The organism is Peribacillus muralis (assembly GCF_001645685.2).
GTDB lineage: Bacteria > Bacillota > Bacilli > Bacillales > DSM-1321 > Peribacillus > Peribacillus muralis_A.
This window is the reverse complement of the sequence record NZ_CP017080.1, coordinates 1587577-1602375: the sequence shown is the minus strand read 5'-3', so window position 1 is coordinate 1602375 and position 14799 is coordinate 1587577. Positions and strand designations below refer to the sequence as shown.

At 44.1% G+C, this 14799-nt stretch carries 12 protein-coding genes; 1 reads left to right on the top strand and 11 read right to left on the bottom strand.

The window, feature by feature from the left end:
* The 11 genes from rlmN to ABE28_RS07660 form a co-directional block, all read right to left on the bottom strand.
* The gene (gene rlmN, locus ABE28_RS07710) at nt 1-1095 is read right to left on the bottom strand and encodes a dual-specificity RNA methyltransferase RlmN (protein WP_064461819.1); all 1095 of its coding nucleotides are present in this window, start codon (nt 1093-1095) and stop codon (nt 1-3) included.
* Nucleotides 1095-2447, bottom strand: a complete 1353-nt coding sequence (rsmB, locus tag ABE28_RS07705; RefSeq protein WP_064461818.1) for a 16S rRNA (cytosine(967)-C(5))-methyltransferase RsmB — start codon at nt 2445-2447, stop codon at nt 1095-1097. The genes rlmN and rsmB overlap by 1 nt, the downstream gene beginning before the upstream one ends.
* Complete coding sequence (gene fmt, locus ABE28_RS07700; protein WP_064461817.1) at nt 2434-3393, bottom strand: methionyl-tRNA formyltransferase; 960 nt, start codon at nt 3391-3393, stop codon at nt 2434-2436. Before fmt ends, rsmB begins: the two co-directional genes overlap by 14 nt.
* The gene (def, locus tag ABE28_RS07695) at nt 3390-3875 is read right to left on the bottom strand and encodes a peptide deformylase (protein ID WP_064461816.1); all 486 of its coding nucleotides are present in this window, start codon (nt 3873-3875) and stop codon (nt 3390-3392) included. Before def ends, fmt begins: the two co-directional genes overlap by 4 nt.
* A gap of 97 nt (nt 3876-3972) precedes the next feature.
* On the bottom strand, nt 3973-6384 hold the full coding sequence (priA, locus tag ABE28_RS07690) for a primosomal protein N' (protein ID WP_064461815.1): 2412 nt from the start codon (nt 6382-6384) through the stop codon (nt 3973-3975).
* Between the two features lie 6 nt (nt 6385-6390).
* Entirely contained in the window at nt 6391-7593 is a 1203-nt protein-coding gene (gene coaBC / locus ABE28_RS07685; protein WP_064461814.1) for a bifunctional phosphopantothenoylcysteine decarboxylase/phosphopantothenate--cysteine ligase CoaBC, read from the bottom strand.
* 236 nt (nt 7594-7829) lie between these two features.
* Nucleotides 7830-8036: a DNA-directed RNA polymerase subunit omega gene (gene rpoZ, locus ABE28_RS07680; protein ID WP_064461813.1), complete on the bottom strand. Its 207-nt coding sequence runs from the start codon at nt 8034-8036 to the stop codon at nt 7830-7832.
* Nucleotides 8037-8039: 3 nt separating this feature from the next.
* On the bottom strand, nt 8040-8654 hold the full coding sequence (gene gmk, locus ABE28_RS07675; protein WP_064461812.1) for a guanylate kinase: 615 nt from the start codon (nt 8652-8654) through the stop codon (nt 8040-8042).
* 10 nt (nt 8655-8664) lie between these two features.
* The gene (gene remA, locus ABE28_RS07670) at nt 8665-8928 is read right to left on the bottom strand and encodes an extracellular matrix/biofilm regulator RemA (RefSeq protein ID WP_057913464.1); all 264 of its coding nucleotides are present in this window, start codon (nt 8926-8928) and stop codon (nt 8665-8667) included.
* A gap of 53 nt (nt 8929-8981) precedes the next feature.
* Nucleotides 8982-9857 carry a YicC/YloC family endoribonuclease gene (locus ABE28_RS07665; protein WP_064461811.1) on the bottom strand — a complete coding sequence of 292 codons (876 nt, stop codon included), beginning with the start codon at nt 9855-9857 and terminating at the stop codon, nt 8982-8984.
* 154 nt (nt 9858-10011) lie between these two features.
* On the bottom strand, nt 10012-12690 hold the full coding sequence (locus tag ABE28_RS07660) for a calcium-translocating P-type ATPase, SERCA-type (protein ID WP_064461810.1): 2679 nt from the start codon (nt 12688-12690) through the stop codon (nt 10012-10014).
* Between the two features lie 383 nt (nt 12691-13073).
* Between ABE28_RS07660 and ABE28_RS07655 the strand changes: the two genes are divergently transcribed.
* Nucleotides 13074-14795 (top strand): Rqc2 family fibronectin-binding protein, encoded by a 1722-nt coding sequence (locus tag ABE28_RS07655; RefSeq protein ID WP_064461809.1) that lies wholly within the window; start codon nt 13074-13076, stop codon nt 14793-14795.
* Nucleotides 14796-14799 lie beyond the last annotated feature (4 nt).

Below are 14799 nucleotides of genomic sequence, written 5' to 3'. Positions count from 1 at the left end.
TCACCTCGTCTCTTCTTTGCGCTCCTTGGCCCGAAGCTGGCCGCAGGCTGCGTCGATATCACTGCCTTGTTCCCTTCGGATCGTTACATTGATACCGCGCTTTTTCAATGTTTTTTCAAACTCAAAAATTTGATCCCGAGGTGTACGTACATAGTTGCGTTCCGGTACATAGTTCACCGGAATTAAATTAACATGGCATTTTATCCCACTTATTAAATTGGCTAATTCTTCGGCGTGTTCGACTGTATCATTTTCGCCGCCGAATAAACCATATTCAAAACTTACACGGCGCCCTGTTTTTTCTGTATAGTATTTGATGGCTTCGATCAAGTCCGGAAGTTTGTAGGCCTTGTTGATCGGCATCAATTTACTTCTTAACTCCGTGTTGGGTGCATGCAGCGAAACCGCAAAGTTGATTTGCATGCTTTCTTCAGCAAATTTATAGATTTTGGGAATGATTCCGCTTGTTGAAACGGTAATATGACGGGCCCCGATGTTCAAGCCTTTTTCATGATTTATATTCTTCAAGAATGACATCATATTATCGTAGTTATCAAACGGCTCACCAATTCCCATGATGACGACAGAGCTTACACGTTCTTCCACTTCGTCAAGTGCTTGCTGGACTTTAACGACTTGGGCAACTATTTCACCAGCTTCAAGATTCCGCTTTAAGCCGCCCAGTGTCGATGCACAGAAGGTACAACCAATTCTACAACCAACCTGTGTTGTCACGCAAATGGAGTTTCCATATTCATGGCGCATCAGCACCGTTTCAATTGAATAGCCATCATGAAGTTCAAATAAAAACTTCATCGTGCCATCATTCGATGTTTGCTGAATCAGCGTTTTCAACGTAGTGAATGTAAAATGTGTTTCCAGCTTATCTCGTAAGGATTTCGATAGGTTGGACATATCTTCAAAACTTGAGACGCGCTTTTTATAAAGCCAATCGTAAACTTGTTCGGCCCGGAAAGCCTTCTCGCCATTTTGAATGATCCAATCTTTGATTTGGTGAAGCTCTAATGAATAGATGGATGGTTTTTCTGGTGTTGTGTCTTTTCTTACTCTGGATGATTTAGTTATTTCTGCCATTACAGCACCTTCTTTCTAAAACTCGCAATAAAGAATCCGTCACTGCTAAAATATTGCGGAAAAACTTGTAGCGTATGGCCCTCGATGAACGGCTGAACGCTTTCGGGCATTCTTTCGGACAGCGATGGGTCGCTCTCGAAATCCGGGTGTTCATTCAAAAATGCCAATGCCACCCTGTCATTTTCTTCCATATCCACCGTGCATGTACTATATACTAACCGTCCGCCTTGCTTTACTAGCGGTGCAGCAGCTTCCAATAATTGCTTTTGTATGCTTGAGAGTTTCAGTATATCATCTTTTGTTTTTGTGTACTTTACATCGGGCTTCCGGCGCATGACTCCCAAGCCTGAACATGGCGCATCGATCAAGACCCGGTCAAACCCTTCCTTATTGAAGTGTTCTTGCACTTTTCTGCTATCAAGTGCCATAGTCTTGATGTTGTTTCTCAATTTTAGACGCTCTGCCTGTTCTTTAATGAGCTTTACTTTATGTTCATGAAGATCAAGCGCATATACTTGTCCAGTCGTTAAACCTTCTGCAATATGTGTCGTTTTCCCTCCAGGAGCAGCACAACAATCGAGTACAGCATCATTATCATTTGCCCCCAATGCATGCGCAACAAGCATCGAGCTTTCGTCCTGAATCGATAAGTACCCTAATTTATAACTTTCTGAATGAGCAAGATTGCCTCTATAGCTAACGATGGCTTCGGGGACGACTTCACTTGCCTCGACGTCATATCCCTCTTCCCTTAATATGCTCATTAATTCACTGCGGGATATCTTCTTTAAATTGACACGTCCCGTCTGCAATGGGGCCGTTAAATTCACTTCACACATTTCCTTGGTTTTTTCATAACCAAATTGCTCCACCCAGCGTTTGATCAACCAAACTGGATGACTTACTTCGATGGAGAGCCTTTCGAGATCATCCTTGATGGCGTCAAGGGAAGGAACACCATTTCTCTGGATGTTTCGAAGCACGCCATTGACCATGGAAGATGTACCTTTATGACCACGTTTTTTGGAAATTTCAACTGCCTCGAAAATGATCGCATGATCCGGCACCTTATCTAAATAAACCATTTGATAAACGGATAGCCTAAGCAAATTGATGACCCAGCTTTGCGTCTTTTTAGGTTGTTTAATATAAGGGCTCAAAAAGTAATCCAAAGTCATTTTACGCTGTATCGTTCCGTAGCTTATCTCCGTAAGCAAACCGCTGTCCACAGCGGATAATTGATGCTTTTTGATCAAGTTGTTTAGTAAGAGGTTACTGTAGGATTGGTTTTTCTCTACAGATTCCAATATATCAAGAGCAATGTCACGTACTCCCTTTTTAGTTTGCTTCATTCTGTTCTCCTAACTTCATGCCTGCTTTAATGAACGAACCGGCTCCGCGCAAGTAATCTTTCGCCGGCATTTTTTTCTTCCCTGAAGGCTGTAGCATTGTAATCAGTATCGCCGTTTCATTGCCTGTCGAAACGATGAACCCGTCATTTTGCACTTCTATAATCGTACCCGGCGCTTCCTGATTGCCGTGTTCAACCTTACTGGCCTGCCAAATTTTCATGACCGACCCGTTTAAAGTTGTATAGGCAACTGGCCATGGATTCAGCCCGCGTACTTGGTTATAGATATTTCCACCTGTTTTCGACCAGTCGATTTTTTCCTCCGACCGTTTTATATTAGGAGCGAATGTTGCTTTGTCCTCATCTTGCTTGATTGGCTTTAACTCACCATTGATAAGCTTCGGCAAAGTTTCCGCAAGCAAATCAGAACCTAACTTGCTTAACTTGTCATGAAGTGTTCCTACATTGTCTTCTTCCGCAATGGCAACTTCGGCTTGAGTCAATATATCTCCGGCATCCAATTTTTCTGCCATATACATGATGGTGATTCCCGTTTTTTCTTTTCCCTGCAATATCGAATAATGAATGGGTGCACCGCCACGAAGTTCAGGAAGCAAGGAGGCATGGACATTAATGCATCCGTATTTAGGGGCTTCCAGCAATTCATTCGGGAGGATTTGTCCAAAGGCTGCGGTCACCACAAGGTCAGCACCTAAAGCGATGATCTTTTCAAGTTCTTCTTTTTCACGGATTTTTTCAGGCTGATAAACGGGAATCCCCTGTTTTTCCGCTTCTACTTTAACTGGCGGGGGGGTCAGTACCTTTTTACGGCCAACGGGACGATCCGGTTGGGTAACGACTGCAATCACTTCAAACCCTTCGTCAATGATCCTTTTCAATACCGGCACTGAGAAATCCGGTGTACCCATAAAGATAATTTTTGTCATTCTTCTTCATACCCTTCTAACTCTTCTTCTGAAATATAGCGCGAAACTTTACTTGTAAATAAAACCCCTTGCAAATGATCGATCTCATGCAGAAGTGCTCTTGCGAGGAAATCCTCCGCCTCTATCTCGAAAAAGCTTCCTTTTCTGTCTTGTGCCCTCACTTTAATGCTGTAAGGACGGGACACTTCACCATATAAGCTCGGAAAGCTCAGGCATCCCTCCACACCAGTCTGCTCGCCTTCCATTTCCAGCACCTCTGGATTGATCAGTTCAAGGTGACCTGACCCTTCTTCTATTTCAACGACGGCCACTTGCTTTTTTACGCCAACCTGAGGTGCAGCCAGCCCAACCCCATCCGCTTCCACCATCGTTTCATACATGTTATTTAACAGCTTTGCCAATTTTTTATCAAAACTTGTTACTTTATCACATTTTTGTTGTAAAATTTTTTCAGGAAACAAAACAATCGGTAAAATAGCCAAAATTCAAGGTACCCTCCTAAATTAGAAAAAACAGCACTCCATTATATAAAAACGCAAGCTCGTAACAGCTCGCGGTAAGCATCTTACTCTTAAACCATCACATCATGATCTGTGGATTCAAATCAATTGAAATCTGCAGATGATTTTGGGCCGTTTCTTTTTGGTAATGCTCTAAAAGCGTTCGTAAATGTCGATTAAGGTCCGGCTCTCGTTTGTATTTTATCAGACATTGATATCGATATCTATTGTTGATTCGGCTGATCGGTGAAGCGACTGGACCCAGGACGATAGAGTCCCGATTCAACCGCGAACTTAAATAATTAGTAATTTTTTCCGTAACACTTACTGTTTTCATCAAGTCTTCATGAGAAACCGTGATAAGGACAACATAATAATAAGGTGGATAATGACTTTTCCTGCGGAGATCCATCTCCCGTTCATAAAAGGCATCATAATCCTGCAGGGCAGAAAGCTCGATGCTGTAATGCTCTGGTGTATAGGTTTGAATCACCACTTCTCCCGGAAGCTGATGACGTCCTGCCCTGCCGCTGACCTGGGTCAGCAGCTGAAATGTCTTTTCCGAAGAGCGAAAATCAGGCAGATGAAGCATCGTATCAGCAGAAAGGACACCAACAAGGGTGATGTTGGGAAAATCAAGTCCCTTGGCAATCATTTGTGTACCAAGTAATATATCAGCCTTTCCTTCACCAAAGGCATTGAGCAGCCGCTCATGTGAGCCCTTTTTACTCGTCGTGTCAACGTCCATCCGGATGACCCGCGCCTCCGGGAGGATTTTTGTCAGCTCTTCTTCAACCTTTTGAGTGCCGGTACCGAAGAATCGTATATGCTCACTTTCACATTCCGGGCAAACAGAAGGCATCCCCTCCTCGAATCCGCAATAATGGCATTTCATTATATCATTAAAGCGATGATAGGTGAGTGAAATGTCACAATTAGGACAATTGATGACCAATCCGCAGCTTCGGCACATCACAAAGGAAGAATGTCCCCGTTTGTTCAGCATCAAAACCGTCTGCTGTCCTTTTTCAAGCCGATCTTTCAACTTGCTGAACAGCAGTTCCGAAAACATCGAACGATTTCCGGTCCTCAGTTCTTCCCTCATATCAACAATATCCACCGCAGGCAATGGATTTTCATTCATCCTTCGGCTAAGTGTCAATAGCTTATAGACGTCCTTCTTGGCACGTGCAAACGATTCAAGTGTCGGGGTTGCGCTGCCAAGGATAACTGGGCATTTATATGATTTTGCCCGTTCAATGGCAACATCCCTGGCATGGTACCTTGGCGTTTCTTCTTGTTTATAGCTCGCTTCATGCTCTTCATCGATGATGACCAGTCCCAGGTTTTCAAAAGGGGCAAATACGGCTGAACGCGCACCCACGACCACTTTCACTTCTTTGCGGTGAATTTTTCGCCATTCATCATATTTTTCTCCAACGGATAAACCACTGTGCATGACAGCGACCTGCTCACCGAAGCGTTCCTTAAATCTTTTCACCGTTTGCGGTGTCAAGGATATTTCCGGAACCATCATGATGGCTTCTTCTCCCTTTTCGATAACAGAGGCGATTGCCTGCAAATACACTTCCGTTTTCCCGCTCCCAGTCACACCATATAAAAGGAAAACATCATGTTCATCATGATGTATTTTCTCTTGGATAGGTGCTAAGGCAGCAGCTTGTTCGTCTGTAAGAGTAAAGGGATTGGATTGTTCGAACACTCGATTCTCATAAGGGTCGCGATATATTTCTTGATCCAGTTCCGTCAAAGCCCCTTTAGACACAAGGGATTTGACGGTACTGCTCGATGTATTTGTCACCTCAAGCAGCTCTTTTAGCGGAATCGGCTCATGATGTTCCATAAAGTATTGAAGGAGTTCCTGTTGTTTTTTTGCCTGAGCGGAAAGGCTTGACGCCATCTCTTTCAATTCGTCGCTTGAAAGCAACGCTTGAATGACGCGAACCGTTTTCTTATTAAGGCGGTTTTTCACATTATATACGAGCTCCAGATTGCCATGTTGGAGTTCTTTTTGAATAAGGGACGCATGCTCTCCTTCAATCACCTCTTTCCAGGATAAGGAATGCCCTCTCCCGAAAAGTGTTTGAATGATTGGCGGAAGTCGATCCTTTTTATCTTCGATGACATTGATCACCTTTTCATACTTTGCTTTCATCGCTGCCGGGAGCATCGCTTGGAGTGCTGAGATTTTAAAGCACATGGCCTCTTTGGTCAGCCAGTTCGCCAGCTGAAGCAATTCATCATTAAGGATCGGCTCCAAATCCATTGGCTCTTTTATATATCGCAATTTCGAAAAATCACTATTGCCTTTTAAACCAGTGACGAACCCTTGAACCATTCTTGGACCGAATGGCACGATGACCCGCATCCCAGGCATGATGACTTGTTTCCACTTTTCCGGTATGCGGTAATCGAATTCACGATCGGTTTGTTTGGCGGGTACATCCACGATCACGGAAGCAATATCCATAACACATCATTCCTTTTGCTTGCGGGATACTTCTGCCAGGATGCTTTTAGCTATATCCGCTTTACTCATTTTGGGAAGCTCGATTGCACTTCCATCTTTATTGTAAATGGTCACGATATTCGTGTCCGTCCCAAAGCCTGCTCCTGCGACGGTTACGTTATTGGCAACGATCATATCTGCATTCTTCTTCTCTAATTTCCCTCTTGCGTATTCTTCGACATTGTTCGTTTCAGCAGCAAAGCCTACCAGCAGCTGATGCGTTTTATTCTCACCGAGTTCTTTAAGGATATCCTTGGTCCGTTCAAATTGAATGACATTTTCACCGGGCTGCTTTTTCATCTTCTGAACATGGTAAAACTTCGGTTTATAGTCAGCCACGGCCGCTGTCATGATGACGACATCACTTGAATCGAACTGACTGAGAACGGCACCATGCATATCTGCTGCCGATTCCACAGGTATGACGTGTGCATTCAGAGGCGGGGTCAAATTCACGGGTCCGGTTATCAATGTCACTTCTGCACCGAGTTCAATAGCCTGCTCAGCTAAAGCATAGCCCATCTTTCCGCTGGAATGATTGGTGACGAAACGTACCGGATCGATTGCTTCGCGAGTAGGACCCGCGGTTATCAAGACTTTCTTTCCTTTAAGAAGCTGTGGCTTCTTTTCGGCAAAATGACTCTTTAGATGCTCCACGATCGTTTCCGGTTCCTCCAGCCGCCCTTTTCCTACATACCCGCAGGCCAAATACCCTTCCCCAGGTTCAATGAATTGATAGCCGAACGTACGAAGTGTCTCCATGTTTTTCTGAACCGCGGGATGGGCATACATATGCACATTCATGGCTGGCGCAACCCAAACGGGGGCTTCCGTGGCCAGCAGCGTGGTCGTGATCATATCATCGGCGATTCCGTTGGCCACCTTGCCAATGACATTCGCAGTTGCCGGAGCCACAAGGATTATATCAGCCCAATCAGCCAAGTCAATGTGGGCAATCACAGAAGAATCCTTTTCATCAAATGTATCTGTATACACATCATTCCTCGAAAGCGCTTGAAATGTCAGCGGTGTCACGAATTGACGTGCCGATTCACTCATGATCACTTTTACATGCGCACCTTCCTGTGTTAATTTACTGGTCAGGGCAGCAGCCTTATAAACAGCAATACCGCCAGTGACGCAAAGAAGTACTTTTTTTTCGATAAGCATGCAAATTTCCCCTAACTATACATTCTAGATTTCTTAATTATGAAGGAAAACAGTTGAAAAATCATTTGATATGCGCTATTAATATGGGGTTTTTCCCATCATGCTTTATTTTTTGAAAAATCAAAACAAACAGGCCTGACACCTTGGCCGCAGGAAGGAAGCAACTTTCAAAAATGTAACGCATCCTGTTTGCTTTTGGGTGTCAGGCCCGATAGGTCAAGCTTATGTGTTCTCGCTTAGTTTTCTTCGTAGGAATTATCGTAGGTCAATTTTCCGGAATGAATTTCTTCAAGGGCACGGCCTACTGATTTATGTGAAACCGGTTTGGCGATAAGGCAATTATCTTTTATTTGCATTTCCCGTGCACGTTTAGCTGCTACAGATACAAGCGAGTATTTAGAATCGATTTTCAATAATAGGGAATCAATTGATGGATATAACATAGTTTATTCCGCCTCCAACATTTTTTTATATAAAATAGCAACTCGTTCCCGACGGCAATGCTCGGCAATCACTATTGCATTAATTCTAGCACATGCTGCATCCACATGATCATTTTCCACGACATAATCATATAGATCCATAAGTTCTATCTCTTCCTTCGCCACTTTCATCCGCCCTTTTATCGCTTCCTCCGTCTCCGTGCCGCGTGTGACGATCCGGCTTTCGAGCTCGGTCAAGCTTGGAGGGGCAAGGAAAATGAAAAGTCCTTCAGGGAACTTCTCGCGGACCTGTTTTGCTCCTTGAACTTCAATCTCCAGAAAAACATCTTTTCCGGAATCGATCGTTTCACGAACATAATCCACTGGCGTTCCATAATAATTTCCGACGAACTCTGCATACTCAAGGAGTTTGCCTTCTTCTATCAACGCTTCGAATTCCTCGCGTTTTTTAAAGAAATAATCCACTCCATCCACCTCACCTTGGCGAGGGAGCCTAGTCGTCATCGAAATGGAATATTCAAAAGCTGTTCCAGGCTGGGAAAAAATTGCCTTCCTTACTGTACCCTTACCAACACCGGACGGACCGGACAAAACGATTAATAATCCTTTTTCTCTCATATTGTTTCAGTTACCCCTCTTCTACGCTGTCATCTTTATCTTGAAGCCGTGCAGCAACCGTTTCCGGTTGAACGGCTGATAAGATGACATGGTCGCTGTCTGTAATTATAACGGCCCTAGTTCTTCTACCGTATGTAGCATCTATTAAGGATCCGCGATCTCGGGCATCTTGGATGATCCTTTTTATCGGAGCCGATTCAGGGCTCACGATGGATACGATCCGGTTTGCGGATACGATATTCCCAAATCCAATATTAATGAGCTTGATTGACATTTTTGTCCCCCATTCATATTCATTGTCACCTTTTTACGTTCATCATAAACCGGCTACTCGATATTTTGAACCTGTTCCTTTAATTTTTCAAGCAGGCTTTTCATTTCCACCACTTCTCTGGTGATTAAAGAATCATTAGCCTTTGAGCCGATCGTATTGACTTCCCTATTCATTTCCTGGACGAGGAAGTCCAGTTTCCTCCCGATCGGTTCATTCTGACTAAGCGTTGCCGAAAATTGCTGGACATGGCTATCAAGCCTTGTCAGTTCCTCATTTATGTCACATTTATCAGCGAAAATGGCCGCTTCCGTTACAATCCGGCTATCCTCAATCTGTCCATCCGTTAACTCGGCTAGTTTGATTTCCATCCGGGTTTTATATTTCTCGACGACTGAAGGCGCATGGTTTTTGACGCCTGCTACGACCTCACCAAACCTATTAAGCTGGTTGATCATGTCCAGAGCCAATTCCTGACCTTCGTGGGCCCGCATTTTCTTGAGATTCTCCAATGCCCCCGAAACAGACTTCAATAATAAGGCTTCCAGATCGCGAGGAACTGCCGGCACTTCTTCCGTCATGAAAATCGATTCAAGCTGGAGGATATCCTGTAAAGTAATGGAACTTTCCAGCTTGTATTTGTCCTTGACTTCAGTCATCAAGCCTACATACTGATCGGCAAGGTCCCAATCGACCTTCACCTTTTTTGTAACAAGGCTTTCACCCTCGACTGTAATGAAGATTTCCACCCGTCCTCTTCTTATGTATTGATTCGCCTTTTTCTTCACTTTTTCTTCCAAAACCAAAAGCTGTCGCGGCATTCTAATCGTATGTTCACAAAAACGATGATTGACCGTCTTAATTTCGGCAAAGACATTGACCTGTCCGTTTCCCGCTTCATCTCTTCCATAGCCCGTCATACTGGTAACCATGGTTCCACTTCCAATCAAGCTTATTGTAGTAATTTGGCGCTAACGTTGAATATATATCAGCTGCTGCATCATCAGTTTTGCTTACAAATAAAAGACTACAAAAATAAAAAGGCAATAGAGCAAGACTCTACCACCTTAAAGATTATATCATATCTCATTGTGCTTTTCTTGCTAAAAAGGTTCCTGCCAGTAAAAAAGTTGGGATGGAAGACATTCCTATCACCAAAAGCCAATCCCTTCCTGAAATAGGGACGGTATGGAATATCGTTTGCAATGGCTGCACATACATGACTGCAAGCATCAATAACAGCGAAGACAGGACCGCTCCTACGAGATAAAGATTACCGAACGGGTTTCTTGAGAAGATCGACCGTTCGCTTCGGCAATCAAAAACATGTATGAGCTGAGCTAGAACCAAAGTAGCGAACGCGATCGTTTGTGCATAGGCGAGGTTTTCCGGGTTTGCCCGATACACGACATAAAAGGCGATCAGAGTTGATAAACCTATCAGAAAACCACGCGAGATGATTTTCCAGCCAAGCCCTCTGCCAAAAACGCCTTCTTTCGCATTTCGCGGATTTCGTTTCATCACGTCATCTTCCGCAGAATCAAGTCCCAATGCCATGGCAGGAAGTCCGTCCGTAACTAGATTCACGAATAGGATTTGAATTGGAATCAACGGCAGCGGCAAGGCACACAACATCGCAAAAAACATGACCAAAATCTCCCCGACATTGGAGGCAAGCAGATAGCGGATGAACTTCCTGATGTTTTCATATATATTCCGCCCTTCATTAATCGCCGATTTGATCGTTGCAAAATTATCATCCACCAATATCAAGGAAGAAGCTTCCTTGGCAACATCCGTCCCGGTTATGCCCATGGATATGCCAATATCAGCTGATTTTATTGCCGGTGCATCATTGACGCCATCTCCGGTCATCGCTACGACATGTCCTTTATTTTGGAGCGCCTTAACGATTTTTAACTTATGCTCAGGGGAAACACGGGCAAATACCGAAACACTCTCAACTATTTCTTCAAGTTCCCCTACGTCCATATCAGCTAACTGCCGACCTTCAAGCACAAGATCTTTTCCTTTTAAAATCCCAAGCTCTTTAGCGATTGCTTTTGCGGTTATGACATGGTCGCCAGTAATCATGACGGTTTTAATTCCTGCATCCCGGCATTCCTTGACCGCCTGCTTCACCTCCGGACGTGGTGGATCGATCATGCCTTGAAGTCCCATGAAGGTCAAATTGCGCTCAGCTTCCGTTTCATGAAGCAGAATCGTTCCTTTTGGAAGAGGTTTATAACCGACAGCAATCATCCGGAGTGCCTGTGAAGCAAGTTCATTCATGTCCTGCTGTACCCTTTCCTTGCTTTCACGATTCAACATTTCAGATCTGTCTTCCCACAGAATCGTATCGCACTGGGCAATCAGTACATCAGGGGCTCCTTTTACGATGACGAAATGATTCTCTTTATCATCCTTCACGATCACACTCATCATTTTACGGCTAGAATCGAAGGGAAACTCCTTTACGATGGTAAACCTCTTAAAGAGGTGATCCCTCGTCAAGCCTGCTTTCATCGCGGCCACCAACATGGCCCCTTCTGTCGGATCGCCGTCCAGTACATGCTGTTTTCCCTTTTGATTTAACTCGGCTTTGTTACAGAGCATCCCGAACGTAATGATCTGAAGCAGGGCATTATGATTTTTCGGTGCAACCGAAACTCCTCTTAAGGAAAATTCGCCGACCGGATTATATCCAGTCCCGCTGATATCCCATGTCTTCCCTCCACTCCAAACCTTCGTAACCGTCATTTTGTTTTGCGTAAGCGTTCCCGTCTTATCCGAGCAAATTACTGTAGCGCACCCAAGCGTTTCAACAGCAGGCAGCTTGCGGACAATCGCTTTTTGTTTGATCATGCGCTGAACGCCCAAGGACAAGGCTACAGTCACGATTGCAGGCAAGCCTTCCGGTATCGCGGCAACGGCAAGGGAGACTCCGGCTAAAAACATCGTATAAAGGTCATGCCCTTGAATGACACCAGTCAACACGACAATGATCGTCAAAATCAAGGCAGTGACGATTAAAATTTTTCCTAACTGCTCCAGCCGACGCTGAAGAGGTGTCTCTTTTGTTTCTGCTGTCTGAAGCAAGTCGGCAATCTTACCCATCGCCGTATTCATTCCCGTAGCGATGACCATGCCTATCCCGTTCCCTCTTGTGACCATCGTACCCATAAAGGCCATGTTTTCCTGATCACCAATGCCTTCGAACTCATTCATCAATGGTTCGGAGCATTTAACGGCTGGAAGTGACTCGCCTGTAAGTGCCGATTCTTCGATTTCAAGGCTGGAATGATCGACGATCCGCAGATCGGCTCCAATCCTGTCTCCGCTTGAAAATTTCAGGATATCACCCACTACCACCTCTCTTGAAGGAACTTTCAACCAACGGCCATCGCGAAGTACATTCACTTGTGGTGCTGCCATTTCCTTTAGAGCATCTAAAGATTTTTCAGCCTTTCGTTCTTGAAAAAAACCGAGTAATCCATTTAAAAAAACAATCGCCATGATGGCAATCGCATCAATATATTCACCCAATATCCCGGATACTAAAGTAGCGGCAAGTAAAACGATGACCATGAAATCTTTAAATTGTGCAAAGAATAAAAGTATGGCTGACTGCTTTTCACCTTCCTTCAATTCGTTGAACCCATGCTTATGCAGCCTGTCCTTTACTTCATCATCGTCCAAACCGTGTGTAACGTTTGTTTGAAGCGCTTTTTCCATTTCTTGATTATTCATTTCCTTGAACTCCATCAAGTATCACACATCCCTTTGAGTAGAATGAAATAGGCCCCTGTATACATCTTAAACAGGCGCTTTGCTTTACTCATCCAACACCTGCCCGCTTATCGATACATAAAACAACCTGCTCTTCTTCCATGATTATTCAGACTCGTCCAAAATAATGCTATAATTAAACAGAATTGCGAAAAGAAGAAAGGCCCAACTTAAAAAACGCTGGGAAAACCTTGCTGGGATAACAGGGCACATTAGACTCGCCTTCATTGAATATCCTAATACCGCATTTCCAGTAATCTTATAAATGAAGCATCCGTGGACCACTCCCAAGCCATGTTTATCTGGTCTTGAAGAATGGAGCATCATAGAAAATCTTATGTAAAGGAAGTAAAAATAGAATGTCATTCGATGGATTATTTACAAAAGCGATGACCGAGGAAATCGCCTCCATATTAAAAGGCGGACGAATCAACAAGGTACATCAACCATACAAAAACGAAGTGATATTGGTGGTTCGTGCAGGGGGTAAGAATCATAAACTCCTATTATCAGCCCATCCAAGTTATTCCCGGGTACAATTGACGGAAGAAAGTTATGAAAATCCAAAAGAGGCACCCATGTTCTGTATGCTTCTTAGAAAGCATCTCGAAGGCTATACCATTGAAGATATTTACCAATATGAACTCGATCGGATGATCATATTAGAAGTGAAGGGCCGCAATGAGCTTGGGGACGTCTCACAAAAGCAATTAATCATTGAAATCATGGGGCGCCACAGCAACATTGTGCTGGTCGATAAAGAACGAAACATGATATTGGACAGCATTAAGCATGTATCCTATGCCGTGAACAGTTACCGGGCCATATTGCCCGGACAGGAGTATAAAGTGCCGCCTGCCCAGGAGAAGGTCAATCCGTTCAAGGCCACCGAAGAAGATATCAGGAAGAATTTAGACTTCAATGCAGGAAAGCTCGACCGACAGCTTGTTGCTAGCTTTTCAGGAATTTCCCCTTTAGCCGCCAAGGAAGCCGTCTACCGGGCCGGCTTGGCAAACAGTACTACACTTCCTGCAGCATTTTCGGGGTTAATCGAAGAAATCTCGGAACATAGATATACTGCGACGATCAAACGGGACGGAAATAAAGAAGTTTTTTATATGCTTCCACTTAAACACCTAGGTGAAACACAGCGTACGTTCCCTTCATTAAGCGAGATGCTCGACAGATATTACTTCGGTAAAGCCGAACGAGATCGGGTTAAGCAGAAGAGCCAGGATGTAGAACGTTTCATTTCCAACGAAATCGAAAAGAATTCAAAAAAAATCGGGAAGCTCGAGCGAACGTTAAAAGATACGGAACGCGGGGAACAGTATCAATTGTTCGGTGAGCTGCTCACCGCTAATTTATATCAAATGAAAAAAGGCATGAAGGAGATTGAAGTCGTCAATTATTATGATGAGGGGCAAGGCACGATTACAATTCCGCTTGACCCGTTAAAAAACCCATCCGATAATGCACAAAAGTACTTCTCCAAATACCAAAAGTCCAAAAATGCGGTCGGTGTGGTTTTAGAACAAATCGAAAAGACGAAATTGGAATTATCCTATTTCGAAGCATTGCACCAGCAGCTTCAATCAGCTTCGCCCCGGGATATAGAGGAAATTCGCGAAGAGCTTCAGGAAGAAGGCTATATCCGTCAAAAAAAGAAAAAAGGCATGAAAAAACCTGCCAATGCCAAACCACAGCTCGAAACCTATCACGCTACCGATGGGGATCTCATTTTTGTCGGAAAGAATAATAAACAAAATGACTATTTAACGAATAAATTTGCACGCCGGGATGAAATTTGGCTTCATACGAAAGACATCCCTGGATCTCATGTTGTGATCCGAAATGAAACACCGAGCGAAGAAACGATAAAAGAGGCAGCCGTATTGGCAGCTTTCTTCAGTAAAGCCAAACAATCGAGCTCTGTTCCGGTTGACTTCACTCAAGTCCGCCATGTAAAGAAGCCGAATGGCTCCAAGCCCGGCTTCGTCATCTATGACCAGCAGCAAACGGTATACATTACTCCGGATGCCGATACCGTCATTCGTTTAAAGGAAGCGGTAAAGGCGTAAAAAA